This is a genomic window from Phyllobacterium sp. 21LDTY02-6, assembly GCF_023554255.2.
Classification (GTDB): domain Bacteria; phylum Pseudomonadota; class Alphaproteobacteria; order Rhizobiales; family Rhizobiaceae; genus Phyllobacterium.
The window spans coordinates 299,960-323,500 of sequence record NZ_JAMJWD020000001.1 but is presented as its reverse complement, the minus strand read 5'-3'; the positions used below and the strand labels follow the sequence as shown (position 1 = coordinate 323,500).

Here is a 23,541-nt window from a genome sequence, read left to right as displayed (position 1 = left end):
CCCGCATACGGGGTCCGGAAAGGGGGAGAAACGGCGCGATGTCGCTTGATTGGGACAAGTTGCGAATATTTCATGCTGCGGCGGAAGCTGGGTCGTTCACCCATGCTGCCGAGACGCTGCATCTGTCGCAATCTGCCATTTCCCGCCAGGTAAGCGCACTGGAACAGGATGTCGGCGTGCCGCTGTTCCACCGGCATGCCCGCGGCCTCATACTGACCGAACAGGGCGAGGTTCTCTACCGCACCGCCCACGAAGTGCTGATGAAGCTGGAGAACGTCCGCTCCCGCCTCACCGAAAGCAAGGACCGGCCTTCAGGCAAGCTGCGTGTCACGACGACGGTCGGGCTTGGTTCCGGCTGGCTGGTGGAGCGCGTGCAGGAATTCATCGAACTCTTTCCGGAAGTGCAGTTGCAGCTCCTGTTCGACAATGAGGAACTGGACCTGACGATGCGCCACGCGGATTGCGCCATTCGCCTGCGCCAGCCGCAGCAGCCGGACCTCATCCAGCGGCGGCTGTTCACCGTGCACATGCACGTCTATGCCGCGCCAAGCTATATTGCGAAATATGGCAAGATCGAAAGCATCGACGAGATCGACAGCCACAGGATCGTCAGTTTCGGCGAACCCGCCCCCTCCTATCTGACAAATCTGAACTGGCTGGAAATCATCGGCAGGTCCGACGGCAACCAGCGCCCGGCCGTCCTGCAGATCAACAATCTCCTGTCGATCAAGCGGGCGATACAGAAGGGCGTGGGCATCGGCGTGCTGCCGGACTACATGGTGGAAAAGGATTCCACCCTGGTCCGCCTGCTTCCTGAAATGGAACTGCCGTCCTTCGATACGTTCTTCTGCTATCCAGAGGGTATCAAGAACGCCGCCAAATTGCACGTCTTCCGGGATTTCCTGTTCAACAAGGCCCGCACCTGGTCATATTAATTTCGCCGATCCGCCGGTTTATGCCGCCGCGAAGCAGTTTATTCGACCGAATGCAGAAAATTTTGCTTCCGCCCGTGCCGCCGGCGCTGGCATGATTTTGCGCATATCAGGTGGTATCCGAAACGCCTGTGCCGGAATAGCCGGTCGAACAGGAGCTATGCACCAGTCGCATAGGTGCAATGCAAAAACGCGGGGTTGAAAGCCCAGGTCAAAGGCCTCATATCCAACTCACTTGCTGGCGCGTCTCCTCCTCCCATTTTGCGCGCCGCAAGTGTTCCCCTCTGGAGGTTTTGCCGGAAACGGCACCTTCAAAATTCAAGGCCGGGCTTACGTCCGGCCTCTTTTCTTTCCAGAACACTGAAACTGCATCGGCTTCGAGCGCCTGCCTTTTGTCGGGAGCTTGCTTTCTATCGCCAAAAAAGGGCCCCGAAGGGCCCCTGTCTTTCGGCTCCAGGCCTTTCGGCTCCAGGTCGTTCGGCTCTAGCGCAGGCTTGCGCAGAAACGCTGTATCCGCTTGCCTGCCTCTTCCAGATTTGCATCGGAGGTTGCGTAGGAAATACGGAAGTTCGGTCCAAGGCCGAATGCCGAGCCATGCACCGCCGCCACGGCCTCGCTGGCGAGAAGCTCGCTGACGAAATCCTCGTCGGTCTCGATCTTCTTGCCCGACGGCGCCGTCTTGCCGATCGCAGCGGCGCAGGACGGATAGACGTAGAAGGCACCTTCAGGCTTGGGGCATTCCAGGAAATTCGTCTGGTTCAGCATGGAGACGATAAGGTCGCGCCGCGCCTCGAACGCCTTCTTGAACACCGGCAGATGTTCCTGCGTGCCATCCAGCGCCTCGACCGCCGCCCATTGCGAAACCGAGCTCGTTCCCGATGTCTGCTGGCCCTGCACCATGTCCATGGCCTTGATCAGTTCGATCGGCCCGGCAGCATAGCCGATGCGCCATCCGGTCATCGCATAGGCCTTGGAGACGCCGTTCATGGTGAGCGTGCGCTCATAGAGGTTGGGCTCGACCTGCGCCGGCGTGACGAATTTGAAGTCGCCATAGGTCAGGTGCTCGTACATGTCATCGGTCAGGACCCAGACATGCGGATGCCGGACCAGCACGTCGGTCAGTTTCTTCATCTCATCCCAGGTATAGGCCGCACCGGAAGGATTGGACGGGGAGTTCATGATGATCCACTTGGTCTTCGGCGTGATTGCGCGCTCCAGATCCTCGGGCTGCAGCTTGAATTCATTCGCCTGCACCGCCGACACGATCACCGGGATGCCGCCGCAAAGCGAAACCATTTCCGGGTAGCTGACCCAGTAGGGCGCGACGCAGATCACCTCGTCGCCGGGGTTCAGCGTCGAAAGCAGCGCATTGTAGATGACATGCTTGCCGCCGGTGCTGACGATCGTCTGGCTGGGCTTGTAGTCGAGCTCGTTCTCCCGCTTGAACTTGCGGGTGATCGCCTCGCGCAGCTGGGGAATGCCGGAAACGGGCGTATATTTCGTCTCGCCGCGCCTGATTGCAGCAATTGCGGCTTCCTTGATATTATCTGGCGTATCGAAATCCGGCTCCCCGACGGAGAGAGAGATGACATCGCGTCCCTCGGCTTTCAGGTCCCGCGCTTTCTGGGTGATCGCAATCGTTGCGGAAGTCTTCACACGGGAAAGGGCGTCGGCGAGGAATGCCATGGTATCGTTCTCCTGATACGAGGGTTGATGACCGGTATTCGGTTTGCGGGACTGCTATGTCGCAATGCCTCTGGAATCGCAAGCGAAAGCATACCCTATGGACTTCACATCGCGCACTTTATGTGCAGGGTGTGACATACAGCTGCGCAAACATAAGGGCAGCTAACGTATCTCTTCAACCAAATTGATTGGACACAGGGAAAGGCACCGGAAATAGTCGCGCGCCACAGGAGAAGAACGATGCCAAAACTATACTCGCAGATCGACTCGGGAAACTGCTACAAGCCTCGCCTCCTGATGGCGAAACTGGGAATGCCGTTCGAGCATGTCGCGATATCTTCGGTGGACGGCTCGACGCGCAAGCCGGACTTCCTGGCCAGGAACCCGAACGGCAAGGTGCCCCTGCTCGAATTTGACGATGGCAGACTGCTGGCCGAATCCAATGCCATTCTGCTTCACCTGGCGGAAGGCACCCGCTTCATTCCGTCCGATCCCTATGAACGCGCGCTCATGTATCAATGGCTGTTCTTCGAACAATATAGCCACGAACCCTATATCGCCGTGCGCCGGGCTCTCATGGTCTATCCGGAGCGCGCCCGCGAGGCGACGCCGGAACGGCTGGCGGCCACGTTGGAAGGCGGCAACAAGGCCCTGCTCGTCATGGAGACGCAGTTGCAGAAGACGCCCTATTTCGCCGGCGGCAGTTTCAGTATCGCGGATATCGCGCTCTACGCCTATACGCACACGGCCAATCATGGCGGCTTCGACCTATCGGCCTATCCTTCCGTGGCAAAGTGGCTCGGGCGCGTCGCGGCGGATGAAGGCCATGTGCCGGTGGACTGGCTGCCCGAAGGCGCGCAATGAGCGGCGGGCCGTTCAGCCCTGCAATCGGTTGATCATATAGAGCGTGAAGCGGTACCAGGGCCGCATCACCTCGCGGTAGAGCCGCGCCGCCAGTGTCTTCTTCTTGTTCTGGACGACCGAACCGCCGAGATCGAAATCGATCTCCCTGATGGCGATCGGCCGCGCCGAGAGGATACGTGCGGTGTGCAGCCAACCCATCTGGATGGTCGTATCGACAGGTCGGTCGAAGCGCCGCGTGGCGGCCAGCAGGGCGCGCGCCGCTTCGACACCGACCAATTGCATCTGCATGCCAAGCCCGGGCAGGCGCGGCTCGATGATCGACAGGCCATTTTCGGCCGCGACGACATCGCCGTTCTCGCCGCGCTCCCAGCGTGGAAAACGGATATAGTCGTTCGGCTGGATGGAGCTCGCGGCGAGCCTGAACAGCGCATCGAAGCCTTCGCCGGGCTCGACATCATCCTCGACGATCAACCCCGCGGACAGATTGCGGTCGACGATCTCCTGCCACGCCTTGCGGTGGGAGAGGAAGCAGGCGATTTCGGATTTGCGCAACGCGAACGGGTACCAGGGCCGGTGCAGCGAACGCCGGAAGACATCCGCAATCTCGGGCTCCGACATGGCTTCCCCATCCACCGCGTCCAGAATCTCCGTCGGCACGGGGAGATTGTCGATCAGCGACCGCGCATGCTCGCCGCGCCGTTCCGCCCGTTGCAGATGGATGATGAAGCCCTGCACGGTCATCGCGACCCTCCGGCGAACAGCGTTTCATAGACGTCAAGGATCTGCGCGGCCTCCTTCTCGAGCGGGAAGTTCGCGCGCACATGCGCAAGCCCCGCCTGCCCTGCGGCCAGGCATTTCGCCGGATCGGCAAGATATGGTTCGATCGCCTGTCTCAGCGCCTCGCCGTCACCCGCCGGCACCACCCTGCCCGTCTCCGGCGTTATCATCTCGGCATAGGCTCCCGCATCGCTGGCAATAACAGCTGTCTGCGAAGCCATCGCTTCGAGCGGCGTCAGGCCGAAGCCTTCATTGCGTGACGGCGCCACATAGAGCGTCATCCTGCGGTACCAGGGACGCACGTCGGGCACCTCGCCAAGGAATTTAATGCGGTCCTGCAGCCCGGCGGCAGCAATGCGGCTGCGCAGCTCCGCCTCGAAATTCGCAAATTCGGCCGTGGTGCGCCCTGTCATGACTGCCGACCAATCCGGATAGTGCGGCAGAAGCGCAATCATGGCATCGACAAACAGGTCTGTGCCCTTGGAAGGGCGGATGCGGCCGGCGCAGCCGACGAGATATTTTCCGGGCAGGCCGGACGCCTCGAAGCGGTCGTCGGCGTTGGCAGGAGGATGGAACAGGCTGGTATCGACGCCGTGCATGATGACGCGATGCGGCACTTTGAGGAAGCTGCCGGACCTCCCGCTCGTCGCGATGACGGCATCCATGCGGCGTATCAACCATTTGGTGAACGGCTTGTGGTCACGCTGCGCGGCGGAGGTGAAGACAAGCTTCAGCCGCGAGCCGCAAAGCCAGCGCAGGACGATGCCCGCCAGCATCTCATTGTTGCGCCGGGCATGCCATATGCGGAAGGGACGATGCTTCGGGCGCGACCAGAGGCCGAGCAGCGACGACCAACCTATCCGCGGAAGAGATGGCGGCAGGCCGGGACCGATGGTCGTGATATTGAGCCCCTTCGCGCGCTGCAACGGTATCAGCTGCACGATAGTCGAGGTGACCCCCGAAAGCTTGCGCTTGAAGTTCGGGGCGATCACCTCGATTTCGGTAAGGGAGCTTGGCACGCCTAGATGAATTTGAAGCCGAGAATCTCGTAGGAACGCGCCCCGCCTGGAGCATTGACCTCGATCGTGTCGCCCTCGCTCTTGCCGATGAGGGCCCGGGCGATCGGCGAGGAAATCGAGATGCGGCCAGCCTTGGGATCGGCTTCCTGGTCGCCGACGATCTGGTAGACCTTCTCCTCCTCGGTATCCTCGTCCACCAGCTCGATGGTCGCTCCGAACTTGATCTTGTCGCCCGACAGCTTTGAAATATCGATGATTTCCGCGCGGGCGGTCAGGTCCTCCAATTCGCCGATGCGGCCTTCATTGTGGCTCTGGGCCTCCTTGGCGGCGTGATATTCGGCATTCTCCGAAAGGTCGCCATGGGCGCGCGCCTCGGCAATGGCCTGAATGATGCGCGGCCGCTCTTCCTGCTGGCGCCAGCGCAGCTCCTCCTTGAGCTTATCAAATCCACCTTGAGTCATCGGGACCTTTTCCATGCCCTCTCCTTTCTCAGAACGTGCCACAGCCTCTCTGCGGGCCTCGGCACAAAAAGAAAACGGTCACCAGAGCGCATACTCCGGAACCGTTCATGCAATCTGCGCTTAATATAGCACCGTTTCAGGCGATTTCACGAAGAAAGTGGAAAATGTCGCACTACCGATCCCGAGGCGCTGCTTCGACGCCGGATCACGTCACTGTGACACCACCCCCGCGTGCAATTATGCACAAATACAATGCGTTGCCCGGATTATACCAATGGATCGAGGACGGAACTCATGAAAAGCAAAGTCAAGTTTCTACTGATCGGTGCTTTCGCCATCGCATCCCTGCCATCGGCGGCCATCGCCAAGGATTACAAGACGGAAACAGTGACTGTCGCCGCCGATACGGTGGTCGACAATCTCGACCATCCCTGGGGCCTGGCATTCCTTCCCGATGGCGCCCTGCTGGTCACGGAGCGCAGCGGCACCATGCGGATCGTCCAGAACGGCAAGGCCTCGAAACCGGTCGAAAACGTGCCCGAAGTGGCGGCAAGGGGCCAGGGCGGCTTGCTTGACGTGGCGCTCGCACCGGAATTCGAACGAAGCGGACGCATTTATTTCACCTATTCGGAACCCGGCCGTGGCGGCGCGGGAACGGCTTTGGCCAGCGCCAGGCTCGTACGAACGGATGGCTCCGCGGCACTGGAGGATGTCAAAGTCCTCGTTTCGATGAACCGCAAGACGCAAAAGGGCCAGCATTTCGGCTCCCGCATCGTCATCGCGCCCGATGGCAAGCTCTTCGTGACCATGGGTGAGCGCGGCGAGCAGAAACGGGCGCAGGATTTCAAGGATCACGCCGGCTCAGTCCTGCGCATCAATGCCGATGGTTCGATCCCGAAGGACAACCCGTTCGCGGATGGCGGCAAGGGCCTTCCCGAATTGTGGTCCAAGGGTCATCGCAATCCGCAAGGGGCGGCATGGGACCCGGTCACGAACTCGCTGCTGACCTTGGAACATGGCGCCAAGGGCGGCGATGAAATCAACCAGCCGCGCGCCGGCAGGAACTATGGCTGGCCCGTAATCAGCTATGGCGAGGACTATTCGGGCGCCAAGATCGGCGTCGGCACGGAAGCCGAAGGCTATGAGCAGCCGCTCTATTACTGGGACCCCTCCATCGCACCTTCGGGCCTCGCGGTCTATCAGGGCAAGATGTTTCCCGAATGGAACGGCGATCTTCTCGCCGGGGCGCTCAAGTTCGAACTCCTCGTTCGCCTCGACCGCGACGAAAAGGGCGCCATGAAGGGCGAGGAACGGCTGTTCGAGGGCGAATTCGGCCGGATTCGCGACGTTCGTGTTGCACCGGATGGCTCGATCTACCTCCTGACCGATGACAGCAATGGCAAGATTGTGCGCCTGACCCGGGCATCCGGCGCCTGATCGGGCTTGCCGCCGGACCGTTCCTTGGATAGAGCCAATGCGAGGACTGCGCGTCGAGGACCGCGGTGGGAGTTGCGGGGATTCGATGACGCATGCGCGTGCCAATATTCTGTTGCTAGCGGCCGGGGCCATCTGGGGCCTGGGTTTCGTCGCCCAGTCGAGCGCCATGAGCAATATCGGCCCCTTTACGTTCGTCGGGCTGCGTTTCCTGCTCGCCGCCCTGACCGTCGTGCCGCTGGCCATCCGGGAAGCCAGGGCTGCAGCGTCGCCCCTATCCCGGGCCGATTATTACGGCTTTGCTTTCCTCGGTGTGCTGCTGTTCATCGGCTCGATCCTGCAGCAGATCGGCCTCGAGACGACCACCGTCACCAATGCCGGCTTCCTCACCGGCCTCTATGTGGTCATGGTGCCTTTCCTGGCCGTGATCATCTATCGCCAATGGCCGCATCCGGTGGTCTGGCCCTGCGCGCTGTCGGCGCTCGCCGGCATCTATCTCCTGTCCGGCGGGCATCTGCAAGGATTGACGACCGGTGACTGGCTGATCGTCGCCTGCGCCATCTTTTGGGCTCTCCAGATCATATTCATGGGCCGCATCGCCATCCGCAGCGGGCGTCCGATCATGCTTTCGCTGGTGCAGTTCCTTGTCTGCGGCGTGCTCAGCATGTTGATTTCCCTCCCGCTCGAGACCCCGAACCCCGCCCTGATCCTCGCTGTCGCGCCGGAGATCATCTTCGCCGGCGTGTTCTCCTCGGGAATAGGCTTCACCCTGCAGGCAATCGGCCAGCGCTTCACCACCGCGCCGCAGGCGGCAATCATGTTGTCCTCGGAAGCGCTGTTCGCCGCCCTTTTCGGCACCATCCTGCTCGGCGAACGCATGGGCGTGCAGGGCATGGCGGGATGCGCCCTGATCTTCATCGCCATGATCGCCGTCGAACTGATACCCGCGATGCGCAAACGCGCCACTGCCTGACAGCGGCGGCGCGCCCCGCCTCAATTGCGACATAGGGCTTAACAGCCCCGCTGACCTTTCCTTTACCCTTTGCTGCTACTCCTGATTTCAGATGTTCGCGGCTGCCGCACCCACAGCGGCTACGGCAGAAGGATATGGTGACATGGGTATCGCGTTGTCATCCGCCCTGCGTCTTGAACGCATACCGGTCATGCTCGCACTTTGCGCCTGTACGGCGCTCAGCGCATGCGGTATGGGTGAAACACCGCGCCCTTCCGCCGATGTCGGCAGTTCGACGGTGGCGGATTATGCCAGCCAGTCGCCCCAGATTGCGGCCGATCCTCTCGTCGTTGCCGAGCCGGCCCCATCCGTCGTCGACGATGCCGGCCAATCATCCGAAACAGCCCAGATCGCCGATATCCCGCAGGCCGAACAGCCCGCAGAACCTGAAACACCATCGCTCGCCCGCGCCGAGGAAGAAGAGGCGCAGACCTATCAGAGCAGCCCGGACGAATACGGGTTCCCGGCGTCAGTGCCTGATCCCGTCGCCCGCGGCCAGGCGGCCTATGCGCTCTCCGGCAGCGAAGCCGCTTGCCGCACGCAACTGAAGCGACTGGGCGTGGTCTTCACCGAAGGGGAACCGATCAATGATGGCGGCGTCTGCCGCATCGATCATCCGCTCAAGGTCAGCGGCTTCGCCAGCGGCAACATCAAGCTGAAACCGGCTGCCACATTGAACTGCCAGATGACGCTCGCCTTCGCCCGCTGGGTCAAGAGCGACCTGACGCCATCGACCCGCCTTCGCTATCTGTCAGGCATCAATACCATCCATCAGGCGTCCAGCTACTCCTGCCGCACCATGAGCAACCAGCGCGGCAGGGCGATGTCGGAACATTCGCGCGGAAATGCCCTCGATATCTCCAGGATCACGCTCAACAATGGCAAGGCGATCAAGGTGCAGAAGCCCGGATTGTTCTCCTTCCGCCAACGCGGCCTGCTCAACAGCGTACGCTCCGACGCTTGCGACTACTTCACCACCGTCCTCGGCCCGGGCTATGACCGCTTCCATGGCGACCACTTCCACTTCGACCTGATGCAGCGGCGCAATGGAAGGCGCGCCTGCCGCTAGGGGCAATGAAATCAACGCATTGGCAGCCCCGACGGAATCAGATTGGCAGCAAGTTGAATCGATACATGAATTTCGATGCGAGAATGCGCGCCTTTCGGCAGGAGCCAGATAAACTCTCCTGACAGGCGCCCCTTGTCAGCCCGGCTCGTTCCTGTCTAATCCGGCTCGGAGAAGAAGGGAGATCTCATATGCGCTTCAACGATCGCTATCCGATCATCGTCACCGACCGCAAGGAAGCCTGCCGCGACTTCTGGATCAGGCATCTCGGCTTCGTCAGCGGATTCGACAGCACGTGGTTCTGCTGGCTATCCGCCGAAGACCAGTCCGCATCCATCGCCTTCATGACACCCGATCATCCCTCGTCACCGCCAGGTTCCGAGACGTTCAGCGGCACGGGCATGTGTTTCGAATTGCAGGTCGACGATGCCGGGGCGGCCTTCGACAAGATCGCGGCGACAGGCCTGACGATCGAATATCCGCTGACGGACGAGCCGTTCGGACAGCGGCGCTTCGGCTTCCATGATCCGTCCGGCCTCTGGATCGACATCGTGGAACAGACAGAAGCCGAGGCGGGGTTCTGGGACAAATATATGATCGGCAGCGGTAGCTGATCACTCCTCCGCCGGCACCGGTGTCGGCTTGCCTTCCTTGTCCAGTGCGACCATGACGAAATCGGCGTGGGTCACCCGCTCCATGATGTCGGTGAGATAACGTTGCGCCCAGGCCTCCACCTTCAGGGTGATCGACGTCCGGCCGACACCGGCCACCTGCGTATAAATGCAGAGTGTGTCGCCGATCTTGACCGGCTTGGCGAAGGCCATTTCCTTGACCGCGGCGGTCACGACACGTCCCTTCGCCCGCTCGGCCGCCCTTATGCCGCAGGAAAGGTCCATCTGCGCCATGACCCAGCCGCCGAAAATATCGCCCGCCGCATTCGCATCGGCAGGCATGGCCAGGGTGCGCAAGGTCAGTTCGCCTATCGGATTGGTCGGTTCGGTCATAGATTACTCCTCGGACGGGATTCGCCGAAGCAAGAATGCTGTGTCGCGGCGGGTTTGAAAAGCCTTCGAACTGTCGGAAACGTGACATAGCGGGTCGCTACCCGGTTTTTGCCGGTCGAGGTCGCTGCCCTAGTCTCTTGGAAACAATGCGGGACGAGCCATGAAAATCACCGATGTCAGAACCTTCGTCGTGGGAAATCCTCCCCCCTCATTCGGCGGCACCTGGTTTCTCTTCGTCAAGCTGACCACCGATACCGGCGTTGTCGGCTACGGCGAAGCCTATAATTCGACGATCAGCCCGCAGATCATGCGCCAGATCGTCGAAGATGTCGCCGGACGCTGGCTGATCGGCGAAGATCCGCACCATATCGAGAAATTTTTCCGCCGCGCTTATTCGAGCGGCTTCTCGCAGCGCCCCGACCCCACGCTGATGGGCGCGGTGTCCGCGCTGGAGATGGCCTGCTGGGACATAATCGGCAAGGAAGCCGGCAAGCCGGTTTACGAACTTCTCGGCGGCAGGGTGCATGAGCGGCTGCGCAGCTACACCTATATCTATCCGAAGACGGAACTCGGCGAGACATCGGCTATCTACTGGGATGCCGAGGCTTCGGCCGCGCGCGCCGCAGAATATGTCGGCGAGGGCTATACTGCCGTCAAATTCGACCCGGTCGCGCCCTATACCTCCTTCGATCCGCGCCAATTATCGCTCGAACAGCTCGATCTCGGCGAAAAATTCGTGAAACTCGTACGTGAGGCGGTCGGAAGCAAGGCGGACCTGCTATTCGGCACCCATGGGCAGATGACGCCAGCGAGCGCCGTTCGGCTTGCAAAACGGCTCGAACCCTATGATCCGCTCTGGCTGGAAGAGCCGGTGCCGCCGGATATGCCGGAAAACATGGGCTATGTGCAGCAGCATACCTCCATTCCCATAGCCTCGGGTGAGAGGCTGACCACGAAATACGAATTCCAGCGCCTGCTCGTGAACCGTGCCGCCAATATCCTGCAGATGAATCTCGGCCGTGTCGGCGGGCTGCTGGAGGCGAAGAAGATCGCCGGCATGGCGGAGACGTTCCACGCCCAGGTCGCGCCGCATCTCTATTGCGGGCCGCTCGTCGGCGCAGCCAACATACAGCTCGCCACATGCAGCCCGAACTTCCTGATCCTTGAATGTATCCAGGGGTTTGGCGGCTTCCACGCCGAGATCCTGAAGAAACCGCTGCGCTGGGAAGAAGGCTATGTCATTCCGCCGACCGAACCCGGCCTCGGCGTTGAACTGGACGAGGAAGTTGCCGAGCGCCACGCCTATACCGGTCATGAGCTTCATCTCGGCATGGGGCGCGACCCGCTGCCGCTGTAACCGCCCCCTGCGGACGCGGTACGGCTGTGGAAAATTTGTCACGCGCGGCGAAATAGGCAGCACGACAAGCCGCGCAAATGGCGATTGCGGTTGCAGCGGCGGCAAAATACTGTTTCAAGCGGTGCATGGTAGTGTGGAGTTGAGCCATGGCGTTGTCGCGTCTGTCAGTCATTCTGCTCATCCCGTTCCTCCTTGCCGGCTGCGGCGGGAAGGCGGTCCTGGGGCTAAAGGAGACAGGCATTGTCAAGGCAAGCGCGGCTGTGCCAGCCCCGAGGCTGAGCGAAACCAAGGGGCCGAAGGCGGTTGTCCCGATCTTCGTCGCAACCAGCCGCGAGCGCTCCGACAATCTTTCCTTGCCATTTTCCGCCAGACGTTCCGCCGAGCTGAACTTTGCGCGGGTGGATATCGGCATTCCGCCGAGCCACAAATCCGGCCAGGTGGAAAAATCGACGACCAAGCCGAATCCGGCCCGCAACTTCGCCGCGACCATTTTCCAGCCCTATGACAGGGAGCAACTGTTTCTGGACAAATTGAACGCCGAGCTCGCGCGCCGGCCCGCCAATCAGCGCGAATTGCTCGTCTTCGTCCATGGCTACAACAATAATTTTGCCGACAGCGTCTTTCGCGCCGCGCAGATCGCGCATGATTACGCGATTCCCGGCGTCACGCTGCACTATGCCTGGCCGTCAGCCGGCTCCATCGGTCTTTACGTCTATGATCGCGACAGCGCCACCTTCGGCCGCGACGGCCTGGCGGAGACGCTGCGCGTAGCGGCGCGTTCCAATGCGAGCAAGATACTGCTGCTCGGCCATTCCATGGGCTCTTTCGTCGTCATGGAGGCGCTGAAGGAATTGGCGGAAAGCGGCGACCGCGCGGTCTTCAACCGCTTCTCCGGCGTGATGCTCGCTGCGCCGGATATCGACATCGACGTCTTCCAGCAGCAGGCCGAGGATATCGGCACCCTGCCAAAGCCGTTCACGGTGCTGGTTTCCCGCGCGGACCGCGCCCTCAACGTCTCCAGCCGGATCGTCGGTGGCCATCCGCGGGTCGGCGACGGCTCCAGCATTCCCGCGCTGCAGAGTCTCGGCATCGTCGTGCTCGATGCGTCATCGCTCGACGGAGGCTCACACGGCGTCTTTGCGAGCTCGCCCACGCTCATGAAAATGGCGCGGAGCGGCGAGCTTTCGCAGCGCGTCCTCGAAGGCGACGAGCAATCACCGGGACAGGCCGTTCTGGCCGACGGAACCTCCGTCATCACCGGGGCGGCATCGCTGGTGATCTACCTGCCGGCGCGCCTGCTCGACGTCGTCCGATAGAACTGCGGCCGCTGCGGGTAAGCCCTATGAAAAACCTGACGGAATTCGGCGGGTTACGTCACGATTCCGCTGTATTTTAGCGATGAAACCGCTCATATACTGTTTTTATTTTCTTGCGCGAAAGAGCCGTCCGTGCCGTTCCATATCGAGCTTGTCGGCAGTCTTGCTGCCATCATCACGACCATGTGCTGGATCCCCCAGATCATGAAGATCGTTCGTTACCGCGAAACGGCCAGCATTTCGCTGATCACCAATGTTTCGCTCGCCCTCGGCGTCTTTCTCTGGCTCTGCTACGGGCTCCTGATCGGCTCCTGGCCGGTCATCGCCGCCAATGGCCTGACATTGCTCCTCATCCTGACCATTCTCGGCCTGAAGTTGCGCTACGGCTGAAGCCGGCGCCTGAGTTGCGGCTGAAGCCCGCATTTGCAATTTGGGGTTCGTTTCGCATTCGGGCAGGCTGAGCCATGCTGTCGTGGAAATGACGAGCAGTGATTCCGCCGCATGGCAGCCATTTTCAACGTTCGCTCCGGCGTCGGGAGCGTTGGGCCGCTTCAGGCTGGATTCCGCTTTCGGACGAAATATCTCGACATTATCGGCGAGCAGCTCGGCGACTGGGTCATTTTTCTTCGCCCGCGCCGCCCCAACGAGGCCTATGCTGGCCGCCTGGCCGGCTATTTCGCTGCCGCCAGCGTCGCCGCCATCCGCCCCACCGCGGATCCGGCCTACTGGCTTGCCAAGGTGGAGCAATATTTCGAGTTCCCGCGTCCCGTGCCCTTCCGCGCGCCCTATCCCAGTTCCTATTACGAATCGGCCATGCGCCAGATCGACGGTTCGGTAAATTCATCGCTGGTGCAGCAGGAAGCCCGGCGCCTGTCGGACGAGGATTGCATGACCATCCTGCGCGCCGGCATGGGCGAGGCATGGATCGAACCGCCCCGGATTGGCCACGCCAATTACGGCTTCGGCTTTGGGGAAGACCCTCCTCCCGCCGATGAACGCACCCGGATTCTCACCTCGCCGCTCCTGCGCGACCGCGCCTTCCGCCGGCTTATCGGCGAGGCCTATGGATGTACCTGTGCCATGACGGGCACCTGCCTCCAGGCTCCGGACGGCCGGCATGAGATCGAATGCGCGCATATCCGGCCGATCGAAAAATCCGGTTCCGACTCCGCCGGAAACGGTATCGCCCTCAGCCGCACCATCCACTGGCTGTTCGACAAGGGCCTGCTGTCGATCGACGCGGATTACACGATACTGGTGTCCTCGGTCATTGCGGGGCAGAAAGCGGTGTGCGACCTCCTGATCAGGAAGCCGGCGCGCATACACCTGCCGAAAGACCCTTATCACTGGCCGCACCAGGGATTGCTGCACTATCACCGGAGCAATATTTTCCGTCCCTGAACGCCGCATTTCATGACAACTTCCTGACAGCTTGGTGTCAGGAGGTTGTGTCGGCGGTGCGCTTTCCGGGCGATGCCCCTTTCCATTTCGGCAGACTCTAACCATATTTGCCCCATGACCAAGTCACCATCGAAACACAGCACCGACGGTTTCGGCGAAACCCCGCAACCGGAGCTGGAAGGCACGCCGCTTTCCGGCAGCATCAGCGATTGGGCTGTCGGCATAACGAAACAGTCGGATCAGGCTGCAAAGCCGCGCGCCAGGACGAAGAAACCCGCAAAGGAAGCGCCTGCCGCGCGCACGTCGCGTGGCACGTCGATCGGCGGCTCATCCGATCCCAAGACGCGCGCCGCCGCCGGTCTCAATCCGGTCGCGGGGCTGGACATTTCGCTGGAAGACGCCGGCAGCATAGCGCCCGGCGGCGCCACGGCTACCGTCGCCGCCCTGTCCGCCCTGATCGAGAGCGGCAACCCGCTGTTCAAGAACGGCACGGCCTGGCAGCCGCATCGGCCCGCGCGCCCGCAGAAATCGGAAGGTGGCATCCCGATCCGCATGGAGACGGACTATACGCCGTCCGGCGACCAGCCGACGGCCATTGCCGACCTTGTTTCCGGCATCGGCGATGACGACCGGACGCAGGTCCTTCTCGGCGTCACCGGCTCCGGCAAGACCTTCACCATGGCGAAGGTGATCGAGGCGACGCAGCGGCCGGCTCTCATCCTGGCGCCGAACAAGACCCTTGCCGCGCAGCTCTATGGCGAGTTCAAGTCGTTCTTCCCCAACAATGCCGTCGAGTATTTCGTTTCCTACTACGATTATTACCAGCCGGAAGCCTATGTGCCGCGCTCCGACACCTATATCGAGAAGGAATCCTCGATAAACGAGCAGATCGATCGAATGCGGCACTCGGCTACCCGTTCGCTGCTGGAGCGCGACGATGTGATCATCGTCGCCTCGGTATCGTGCATCTACGGTATCGGTTCGGTCGAAACCTATACGGCGATGACCTTCGAAATGAAGATCGGCGACCGGCTCGACCAGCGCGCGCTGCTCGCCGACCTCGTGGCCCAGCAGTACAAGCGCCGCGAGGCGGATTTCTCCCGTGGCTCGTTTCGGGTGCGCGGCGATACGATCGAGCTTTTCCCCGCCCATTTGGAGGATCGCGCCTGGCGAATTTCGCTTTTCGGCGATGAAATCGAGGCAATTACCGAATTCGATCCGCTGACCGGCCACAAGACCGGCGACCTGCGCTCGGTCAAGATCTACGCGAATTCGCATTATGTGACGCCGCGGCCGACGCTGAACCAGGCGATCAAGTCGATCCGTGAAGAACTCAAGCACCGGCTGGTGGAACTGACTGAGGCCGGGCGGCTGCTGGAGGCCCAGCGCCTCGAGCAACGCTGCACATTCGATCTCGAAATGCTTGAAGCGACAGGTTCCTGCGCCGGCATCGAGAACTATTCGCGCTATCTCACCGGCCGCAAGCCGGGCGAGCCGCCGCCCACTCTTTTCGAGTACATCCCCGACAATGCGCTGGTCTTCATCGACGAAAGCCATGTGACCGTGCCGCAGATCGGCGCGATGTACAAGGGCGACTTTCGGCGCAAGGCCACGCTGGCGGAATATGGCTTTCGCCTGCCCTCCTGCATGGACAACCGGCCGCTGCGTTTCGAAGAGTGGGACGCGATGCGGCCGCAGACCGTTGCCGTCTCCGCGACGCCGGGTGGCTGGGAGATGGAGGAGTCCGGCGGCGTGTTCGCCGAGCAGGTCATCCGCCCGACCGGTCTTATCGACCCGCCGGTCGAGGTTCGCCCCGCAAAGTCGCAGGTCGACGATGTGCTGGGCGAAATCCGCGAGACGACCGCAAAGGGCTACCGCACGCTCGTCACCGTGCTGACCAAGCGGATGGCCGAGGACCTGACGGAATATCTCCACGAGCAGAACATCCGCGTGCGCTACATGCATTCCGACATCGACACGCTGGAACGCATCGAGATCCTGCGCGACCTGCGCCTCGGCGCTTTCGACGTGCTGGTGGGCATCAACCTGCTGCGCGAGGGCCTGGACATACCGGAATGCGGCTTCGTCGCCATTCTGGATGCGGACAAGGAAGGCTTCCTCCGGTCTGAAACCTCGCTGATCCAGACGATCGGCCGCGCCGCGCGAAATGTCGACGGCAAGGTCATCCTCTACGCCGACCATATTACCGGGTCGATGGAACGGGCGATGGCGGAAACCAGCCGCCGCCGCGAGAAGCAGGAGGCCTACAACATCGCCCACGGCATAACGCCGGCAAGCGTGAAGAAGAATATCGGCGATATCCTCAACAGCGTCTACGAGCGCGACCACGTCATGGCGGATATTTCCGGCTTTGCCGATTCCGGTACAATGGTCGGCAATAATCTCAAGGCGCATCTCGAACATCTGCAGCGCCAGATGCGCGACGCCGCCGACGATCTCGACTTCGAGGTCGCCGCACGGCTGCGCGACGAGATCAAGCGCCTGCGCGATACGGAACTTGCCATTTCCGACGATCCGATGGCCCGCGAAGTAGAGCTGGAAAGTCCTGTCACGGGGCGCACCAAGGGCCGGCACAATGCCGGACGGGCCGCTCACCGCGTCGTCACCGAAGATGGCGAAACGCCGGCCGGCGTCTTCCGCAAGCCGCATCTCGACGAAATGGGCGGCGACAGCACCCGGCCGCTCGCGCCGAAGGGTTTCCGCAAGAACACGCTGGACGAGATGACAGTGGGACGAACCGAGAAGCCGCTGCCGGGCAATATCCCGGAAAAGCCGGCCTTCACCGGCACGAACCGCAATGATCACGCCATCATCCGCCGCGAGCGAGCGGGGGCTGGCTCCTATGAGGATGACGGCAAGCGCAAGCGCCGCCCAGGCAAGACGGGGCGTCCCGGCCGCTGATCGCGGCTGGGTCGATATTTTAAGGCGTATTTCCGCTTTCCGGCTCGGAGCCCTGGAAACCGGACCGAACCGCATCGAGGATTTCATCGGCGAAATCCGGATCATCCGATGCACGGGACAGAACCACGGCGCCGACCAGGCCTGCCATTATCTCCAGCGCCTTCTTCCGCTTCGCCTGCTGCGAAGGCTCGTCGACCACCAGCGACATGATGTCGAGCAGCCGCTTGGTGCCTTCGGTGAAGCGCGCCTGCACCTCGCCGCCATGCCGGGCAATGTCCGGCGCGAGCATTGACATGGTGCAGCTATTGGCGAGATTGCCCTCATGGGTCTTGCTGAGATAGGACAGGATGATGGCGTCGAGCGCGCTTTCGCGATCCTGCTCGACCAGTTGCGACCATTTCTCGGCCGAGCGTTTCATCGCCGCATCGCATGATTCGGCGATGAGATCGTCCTTGGACGCGAAGTGGCCATAGAAGCCGCCATGCGTCAGGCCCGCCTGCTTCATCACATCGGCGACGCCGATGCCGCCAAATCCCTTCTGCCGGAACTGCCTGCTCGCGACCTCGACGATACGGGCGCGGTTCTCCGCTGCCTGCTCCTTACTGACGCGCATCTGCGCTCCCCTTCCTCTACAAGGATGCGTTCTCCCCCAGTCGGGAATGCTTCCGCTTTTCCTGGGATCGGTCTCTTGACAATTTATATGATGCTCGTCATGAATAGTCAAATATGATGACCATCATCTAACTTATCGATATAGTCATCGCTCTCCTTGTTTGAAAGATCGCTCATGCTTTCCACTCCGCTGGCAAATATTCTCGCGAAGCGCAACGTCCACTACGGCTGGGTCGTTGTCGCAGTCACCTTTCTCACCATGCTCGTCACGGCCGCAGCGGTGGGCGCTCCGGGCGTTCTTATTGTTCCGCTGGAAAAGGAATTCGGCTGGGAAACACGCGATATCGCCATCGCCTTTTCGATTCGCCTGCTGCTTTTCGGCCTGATGGGGCCATTTGCGGCGGCTTTCATGAATTATTTCGGAGTGAGGCGGGTCGTTTGCGTCGCGCTGGCCCTGATCGTGGGCGGGCTCTTCGCATCGCTGGCCATGACTGAAATCTGGCAGTTGATCATGCTTTGGGGCGTCGTGGTCGGTTTCGGAACCGGCCTGACCGCCATGGTGCTCGGCGCGACAGTGGCCGCTCGCTGGTTCACGGAGCGGCGCGGCCTCGTACTCGGCATGTTGACCGCCAGTTCCGCCACGGGCCAGCTTGCCTTCATGCCGCTGATGGCGTCCTTGAGCGAGACCTATGGCTGGCGCACCGCCGTCATGCTGATCTGTGCGCTTTTGACCGTGGCGGTCATCGCCGTATTCTTCCTGATGCGCGACAGGCCTGCCGATGTCGGCCTGCCGGCCTATGGCGACAAGGACGTGATTCCGACGCCCAGGGTGACCGGGGGGCTTCTGACACTGGTGACCATGCCGCTTCTGGCACTGAAGGAGGCTTCGGGCAGCAGCACGTTCTGGGTGCTGTTCGCGACATTCTTCGTTTGCGGCGCCAGCACCAACGGGCTTGTCGGCACGCATTTCGTCGCCTTGTGCGGCGATTACGGCCTGGCCGCCGTCGGTGCCGCCAGCGTCCTCGCCATGATGGGCTTCTTCGACTTCTTCGGAACGATCGGCTCCGGCTGGCTATCGGACCGTGTCGACAATCGCTGGCTGCTGTTCTGGTATTACGGATTGCGCGGCCTGTCGCTGCTCTACCTGCCCTATTCCGATTTTTCCTTCTACGGCCTTTCGCTCTTCGCCATGTTCTACGGCCTGGACTGGATCGCCACCGTGCCGCCGACGGTGAAACTCGCCACCGACCGTTTCGGCCGGGAGAAGGCGGGACTGATCTTCGGCTGGGTGTTCGCCGGGCACCAGCTCGGTGCAGCGTCCGCGGCCTATGGCGGCGGCTTTTCGCGGACCGAGTACCAGACCTACATGCCTGCCTTCATGGTGGCCGGGATATTGTGCCTCATCGCCGCGCTGCTCGTCCTGACGATCAGCAAGCACGCCAAGAAGGACGTCATGCAGCCGGCTCATGCCGGCTAGGCGCCAGCCAGGACATGATCAGCGACCGCAGCAGGTCTGCGGCCGCTGAGACTTCGAGCTTGTCCCGCATCATCTCGCGGGCGATGGCTTCCGCCGCGCCGATGATGCCGACACAGCGCGACCGCAATTGCTGCCGGTCGAGGCTGCTGTAGGGCGCGAGGATCGAGCAGTAGCTGTCGACATAATCGTCGATCAGCTGCAGCTGGAATGCCTCCATCTGTTCGTCGCCCTTGAGAGCGGCGGAAATCGCCGACCATTCCGGACCCATCGAGCGACAGCAATCCATGTAGGCGTAGCTGAGCGTCCGGGCCACGTCCTCCAGATGTTTCGGCGCCTGCTCCAGTGCGGCGACGAGCTTGTCCACCTGCTGGTCGTCCAGCAGCTGATAGAGCGCGATCAGCAAGCCGCTGCGCGTGCCGAAATGCTCATAGGCGATCGGCTTGCTCACACCGGCGCATTCCGCCAGATGGCCAAGGGTCAGAGCGTCCGTCCCCTCTTCGCGCACAATGGTCAGCGCCTTGTCGAGGAGCTGCTTGCGCCGGTCCTGCCTTGCCATCTTTCTTGCAACGTTCATCGCCATTCGCCACCAGGTCCAATAATAATTTCACGCATGCCTTGTTATGATACTATCAGTAACTTACTAATAGTAGCATAAACGGGCACTCATGTCGAACATGCCCGTTCCAACGCGAACTTGTAAAGGAATTCAGGCATGAACACCAATAGCAGCAAGCCGGCGCTCATCATCGGAGGCTCCGGGATAGTAGGCTCCAGGGCGGTCGAGACATTGCGGAAGCTATATCCCGATCTTCCCATCGCTGTGGGCGGGCGCGATCTGGCCAAGGCGCAGGCAGTCGCCGCGCGCTTTCCCAACACGACAGCCGTCCGGGTCGATCTCGACCAGGCGGATCTCGCCCTTCCAGCCGGAGCGGGGTTCAGCGCCCTCGCCGTTTTCGTCAAGGACTACACGCTCAACTCCATGCGCTACGCCCAGCGCAAGGGCCTGCCCCATATCACCGTATCGAGCGGGGTCTACGAAGTCGGCCCGGAAATGGCTCTCGCCATCAGCAAGCCCGACGCCGCGCCTGTTCTCATGGCGAGCAACTGGCTGGCCGGTGCGGCGACGTTCCCGGCGATACGGATGGCCCGCCAGTTCAGCGCCATCGACAGCATCAGGATTACCGTCGTGCTCGACGAGGAGGACATGGGCGGTCCCGCGGCCTATGCTGATTTCGTGCGCCTGACGGAATCCGCGCCGAGCCCGCTGCAACTGGTCGATGGGCGCTGGCACTGGGCCGACAAGGATGAGGCACGGCGTTCCTTCACCGATGTTGACGGCACAGCAATGGAGGCGACCGGCTATGCGCCCCTCGACGTTCTCAGCCTTTCGACCGCGACCAATGCGAAATCGATCCGGGTCGACCTCGTCTACGGCACATCCGCCAGCCGTCGCCGCGGCGAAGCATTCTCCACGGAAATCGCGATCGAAATGGAGGGCACGCCTGCCGATGGCGGCAGCGGCAAGCGCCGTCTGGATATCGTCCACCCGCAAGGACAGGCTCCGCTGACGGCGCTGCACGTGGCGCTCGCCGTGGAGCGTGCGCTGGGCCTGAGGGACGGGCAGGCGTTGAAGCCGGGGCTTTTCCTCCCGGAGAGCATCATGGATGCCGATTACGTCGTCGCGCAGATGAAGGCCTTTGGCACCATCTTCAAGGAAACACGATGAAACCAGCTGTGGTTAACTGCCGATTTTTGATCGCAACCGGCGCATGGGCGGCCAAGGAATGCTAGACAGTCCGCGCGCAGAACATTGCGCGCGGAATCACTGGATCTGGAGCTGAAATGAAGGTCGATATCGACATGGGAGCAGCGCCCGCAGGCGCAAAAGCCATGCTCGACCTTGAGGAGCTGCTGGCGACGCGCCTTCTCGTGCAGGGCAATTCCGGTTCGGGAAAATCGCATCTGTTGCGCCGCCTGCTGGAGCAGAGCGCGCAATGGGTGCAGCAATGCGTTATCGATCCCGAGGGGGATTTCGTTACCCTCGCCGAGAAATACGGCCATGTGGTCGTCGATGGCGCCCGCACCGAAAACGAACTGACGCGCATCGCCGGACGCATCCGCCAGCACCGCGTCTCGGTGGTGCTGGACCTCGAAGGGCTGGACGTCGAGCAGCAGATGCGCTGCGCCGCTGCCTTTCTCGGCGGTCTTTTCGATGCGGAGCGCGATTTCTGGTATCCGATGCTCGTCGTGGTGGACGAAGCCCAGTTGTTCGCACCCGCCGTGGCCGGGGAAGTCTCCGACGAGGCGCGGAAGTTGTCGCTCGGCGCCATGACCAATCTCATGTGCCGAGGCAGAAAGCGCGGCCTTGCCGGCGTGATCGCGACGCAGCGGCTGGCCAAGCTGGCCAAGAATGTCGCCGCCGAAGCTTCCAACTTCCTGATGGGGCGCACCTTCCTCGATATCGACATGGCCCGCGCATCCGATCTTCTCGGCATGGAACGGCGGCAGGCGGAGCAGTTCCGCGATCTTGCCCGCGGCAATTTCATCGCGCTCGGCCCGGCGCTGTCGCGCCGCCCGTTGCCGGTGACCATCGGCGCTGTCGAGACCTCTGCCCGTTCCTCCAGCCCCAAGCTGACGCCACTGCCGCAGCCGGGCGAGGATGCGCGGGAACTTATCTTCACCCCCTCGCCCGAGGAGCGGCGCGCGCCGATCCGCAAGGCCCCGCCGCCGCCACCCATGCCGACGGCCGATATATTGACCCAGCTCAGCCAGGCGCGGTCCACGGAGCAGGAGGAGCGCGCCGCGCCGACGCTCTTTCCGGAGATCGACGAGGCCGAGCGCGATGCGCTGCTCGAGGCGGTGATGCGCGACATGCTGGACGACCCCGACGCCTCCTTCCGCAACGATGCCGTGCTCTACCAGGACTTTCTGGTGCGCTGCCGTATTCGCAAGGTGCCGGGAGAGCAGCTGCCCCTGCCCGCCTTTCGGCGCCGGCTGGCAGTCGCACGGGCCGGCATCGATGGCGAGACGGCGCGCGGCGAACCCTGGCAGCAGGCATTGGAACTGTCGAAGACCCTGCCGGACGACGTGCAGGGCGTATTCTTCATCGTGGCGCAGGCGGCGGTTACCGGCGCGCCCTGCCCGTCGGATGCCACCCTGGCCCGCGCCTATGGTACCCATTCCGCACGCCGGGCGCGGCGGCTGCTGACCTATTTCGAGGAGCGCGGCCTCATTGTCGTCCGCACCGACTTCACCGGCAACCGCATTGTTGCGTTCCCGGATCTCGGCCTCGAAACGGCGGCGGGCGATCCGAATGCACCCGACGACGCCGGCTTCGACACTCAGGCGGCGGAATAAGCGGCAGAGATTTCCGCAAGCACTTCGGGCAGCGCCCGCAATGTCTCGATGCGCCGGAAACGGCTGCTCGAAACCGGCTCGTCCACATGTTCGAGCACCCATGTCAGTTCATGCGGCACGAAAACGCCCCAGCTTCCCGCCTCTATCGCCGGAACCACGTCCGATTTCAGCGAATTGCCGACCATGACCGCGTGCCGTGGACCATCGCCATGCTGCGTGAATATCCGCTCGTAGGTGGAGCGATCCTTGTCGCTGACGATCTCGATGGCGTCGAAGAAGTCCCCGAGGCCGGATTGCGCCAGCTTGCGCTCCTGGTCGAACAGATCGCCTTTGGTGATGAGAACGAGCCGGTAGCGGTCGGCCAGGCCCTCGAGCGTCTCGGTCACATGCGGCAATGTCTCGACGGGATGCCACAGCATTTCGCGGCCGGCGGCAAGGATGTCGGCGATCACCGAGGCGGGAATATTGCCCTCGGTGACCTCGATCGCGGTTTCAACCAGCGACAGGGTGAAGCCTTTTATGCCGAAGCCATAATATTGCAGATTGCGCTTCTCCACGGCGAGAAGGCGATCCATCAGATCGTCGCCGTCGAAATAGGGTGCGAGCATCGCGGCAAACTGCCGTTCGGACGAACGGAAGAACTGCTCGTTCTGCCAAAGTGTGTCATCGGCATCGAAGCCGATCGTCGTTATCGAATCCGCCATGGGACATCTATAGCAAATTGCAGGCCGGTCACTAAGAGGAATGCGCGCGCCATCTTTCATTGGACGCGATGCTGTGTTTAATGAAGCGATATTTCTCTCATGACGAGAACCGCGTGAACTGGTCGAAGCAACTCATCCTG

At 61.9% G+C, this 23,541-nt stretch carries 22 protein-coding genes; 14 read left to right on the top strand and 8 right to left on the bottom strand.

The window, feature by feature from the left end:
• Positions 1 to 38 precede the first annotated feature (38 nt).
• Entirely contained in the window at positions 39 to 935 is an 897-nt protein-coding gene (locus tag M8997_RS01550) for a LysR family transcriptional regulator (protein WP_250019664.1), read from the top strand.
• Positions 936 to 1,415: 480 nt separating this feature from the next.
• Here M8997_RS01550 and M8997_RS01545 read toward each other — a convergent pair whose 3' ends face one another.
• The gene (locus tag M8997_RS01545; RefSeq protein WP_250019663.1) at positions 1,416 to 2,618 is read right to left on the bottom strand and encodes a pyridoxal phosphate-dependent aminotransferase; all 1,203 of its coding nucleotides are present in this window, start codon (positions 2,616 to 2,618) and stop codon (positions 1,416 to 1,418) included.
• A 240-nt stretch (positions 2,619 to 2,858) separates the two neighbouring features.
• On the opposite strand from M8997_RS01545, the gene M8997_RS01540 reads away from it, so the two are divergent.
• Complete coding sequence (locus tag M8997_RS01540; RefSeq protein ID WP_250019662.1) at positions 2,859 to 3,482, top strand: glutathione S-transferase family protein; 624 nt, start codon at positions 2,859 to 2,861, stop codon at positions 3,480 to 3,482.
• A 12-nt stretch (positions 3,483 to 3,494) separates the two neighbouring features.
• On the opposite strand, the gene M8997_RS01535 is transcribed toward M8997_RS01540, so the two are convergent.
• From M8997_RS01535 to greA, 3 genes are read right to left on the bottom strand one after another with little or no spacing between them, the layout of a single operon-like run.
• The gene (locus M8997_RS01535) at positions 3,495 to 4,223 is read right to left on the bottom strand and encodes a glycosyltransferase family 25 protein (protein ID WP_250019661.1); all 729 of its coding nucleotides are present in this window, start codon (positions 4,221 to 4,223) and stop codon (positions 3,495 to 3,497) included.
• Complete coding sequence (locus M8997_RS01530) at positions 4,220 to 5,278, bottom strand: glycosyltransferase (protein ID WP_250019660.1); 1,059 nt, start codon at positions 5,276 to 5,278, stop codon at positions 4,220 to 4,222. The genes M8997_RS01535 and M8997_RS01530 overlap by 4 nt, the downstream gene beginning before the upstream one ends.
• 2 nt (positions 5,279 to 5,280) lie before the next feature.
• Complete coding sequence (gene greA / locus M8997_RS01525; protein WP_250019659.1) at positions 5,281 to 5,754, bottom strand: transcription elongation factor GreA; 474 nt, start codon at positions 5,752 to 5,754, stop codon at positions 5,281 to 5,283.
• Between the two features lie 279 nt (positions 5,755 to 6,033).
• On the opposite strand from greA, the gene M8997_RS01520 reads away from it, so the two are divergent.
• From M8997_RS01520 to M8997_RS01505, 4 genes are all read left to right on the top strand, one after another.
• Positions 6,034 to 7,176, top strand: a complete 1,143-nt coding sequence (locus M8997_RS01520; protein WP_250019658.1) for a PQQ-dependent sugar dehydrogenase — start codon at positions 6,034 to 6,036, stop codon at positions 7,174 to 7,176.
• Positions 7,177 to 7,261: 85 nt separating this feature from the next.
• Positions 7,262 to 8,146: a DMT family transporter gene (locus M8997_RS01515; protein WP_250019657.1), complete on the top strand. Its 885-nt coding sequence runs from the start codon at positions 7,262 to 7,264 to the stop codon at positions 8,144 to 8,146.
• 142 nt (positions 8,147 to 8,288) lie between these two features.
• Entirely contained in the window at positions 8,289 to 9,254 is a 966-nt protein-coding gene (locus tag M8997_RS01510; protein ID WP_250019656.1) for an extensin family protein, read from the top strand.
• Positions 9,255 to 9,442: 188 nt separating this feature from the next.
• A complete protein-coding gene (locus tag M8997_RS01505) occupies positions 9,443 to 9,865 on the top strand; it encodes a VOC family protein (RefSeq protein ID WP_250019655.1) in 423 nt (140 codons plus the stop codon).
• On the opposite strand, the gene M8997_RS01500 is transcribed toward M8997_RS01505, so the two are convergent.
• Complete coding sequence (locus tag M8997_RS01500) at positions 9,866 to 10,255, bottom strand: acyl-CoA thioesterase (protein WP_250019654.1); 390 nt, start codon at positions 10,253 to 10,255, stop codon at positions 9,866 to 9,868.
• Between the two features lie 160 nt (positions 10,256 to 10,415).
• On the opposite strand from M8997_RS01500, the gene M8997_RS01495 reads away from it, so the two are divergent.
• The 5 genes from M8997_RS01495 to uvrB all read left to right on the top strand — a co-directional run bounded on the left by M8997_RS01495 (position 10,416) and on the right by uvrB (position 17,251).
• Complete coding sequence (locus tag M8997_RS01495; RefSeq protein WP_250019653.1) at positions 10,416 to 11,612, top strand: mandelate racemase/muconate lactonizing enzyme family protein; 1,197 nt, start codon at positions 10,416 to 10,418, stop codon at positions 11,610 to 11,612.
• Between the two features lie 146 nt (positions 11,613 to 11,758).
• Entirely contained in the window at positions 11,759 to 12,928 is a 1,170-nt protein-coding gene (locus M8997_RS01490) for an alpha/beta hydrolase (protein WP_250019652.1), read from the top strand.
• A 132-nt stretch (positions 12,929 to 13,060) separates the two neighbouring features.
• Complete coding sequence (locus M8997_RS01485) at positions 13,061 to 13,318, top strand: SemiSWEET family sugar transporter (RefSeq protein WP_250019651.1); 258 nt, start codon at positions 13,061 to 13,063, stop codon at positions 13,316 to 13,318.
• 111 nt (positions 13,319 to 13,429) lie between these two features.
• Positions 13,430 to 14,329, top strand: a complete 900-nt coding sequence (locus tag M8997_RS01480; RefSeq protein ID WP_250019650.1) for an HNH endonuclease — start codon at positions 13,430 to 13,432, stop codon at positions 14,327 to 14,329.
• Positions 14,330 to 14,443: 114 nt separating this feature from the next.
• Positions 14,444 to 17,251 carry an excinuclease ABC subunit UvrB gene (gene uvrB, locus M8997_RS01475; protein WP_250019649.1) on the top strand — a complete coding sequence of 936 codons (2,808 nt, stop codon included), beginning with the start codon at positions 14,444 to 14,446 and terminating at the stop codon, positions 17,249 to 17,251.
• Between the two features lie 19 nt (positions 17,252 to 17,270).
• On the opposite strand, the gene M8997_RS01470 is transcribed toward uvrB, so the two are convergent.
• A complete protein-coding gene (locus M8997_RS01470; RefSeq protein ID WP_250019648.1) occupies positions 17,271 to 17,864 on the bottom strand; it encodes a TetR/AcrR family transcriptional regulator in 594 nt (197 codons plus the stop codon).
• A 174-nt stretch (positions 17,865 to 18,038) separates the two neighbouring features.
• Here M8997_RS01470 and M8997_RS01465 point away from each other — a divergent pair, with 174 nt between their 5' ends.
• A complete protein-coding gene (locus M8997_RS01465; protein WP_250019647.1) occupies positions 18,039 to 19,340 on the top strand; it encodes an MFS transporter in 1,302 nt (433 codons plus the stop codon).
• Here M8997_RS01465 and M8997_RS01460 read toward each other — a convergent pair.
• Positions 19,315 to 19,914: a TetR/AcrR family transcriptional regulator gene (locus M8997_RS01460; RefSeq protein ID WP_250019646.1), complete on the bottom strand. Its 600-nt coding sequence runs from the start codon at positions 19,912 to 19,914 to the stop codon at positions 19,315 to 19,317. The two genes, M8997_RS01465 and M8997_RS01460, sit on opposite strands and share 26 nt — an antisense overlap.
• A 138-nt stretch (positions 19,915 to 20,052) precedes the next feature.
• On the opposite strand from M8997_RS01460, the gene M8997_RS01455 reads away from it, so the two are divergent.
• Both M8997_RS01455 and M8997_RS01450 read left to right on the top strand, forming a co-directional pair.
• Entirely contained in the window at positions 20,053 to 21,066 is a 1,014-nt protein-coding gene (locus tag M8997_RS01455; protein WP_250019645.1) for an NAD(P)-dependent oxidoreductase, read from the top strand.
• A gap of 116 nt (positions 21,067 to 21,182) precedes the next feature.
• The gene (locus M8997_RS01450; protein ID WP_250019644.1) at positions 21,183 to 22,697 is read left to right on the top strand and encodes an ATP-binding protein; all 1,515 of its coding nucleotides are present in this window, start codon (positions 21,183 to 21,185) and stop codon (positions 22,695 to 22,697) included.
• Here M8997_RS01450 and M8997_RS01445 read toward each other — a convergent pair.
• Positions 22,682 to 23,401, bottom strand: coding sequence for an HAD family hydrolase (locus M8997_RS01445; RefSeq protein ID WP_250019643.1), 720 nt, complete (start codon positions 23,399 to 23,401; stop codon positions 22,682 to 22,684). The genes M8997_RS01450 and M8997_RS01445 overlap by 16 nt on opposite strands.
• Positions 23,402 to 23,541: the final 140 nt, after the last annotated feature.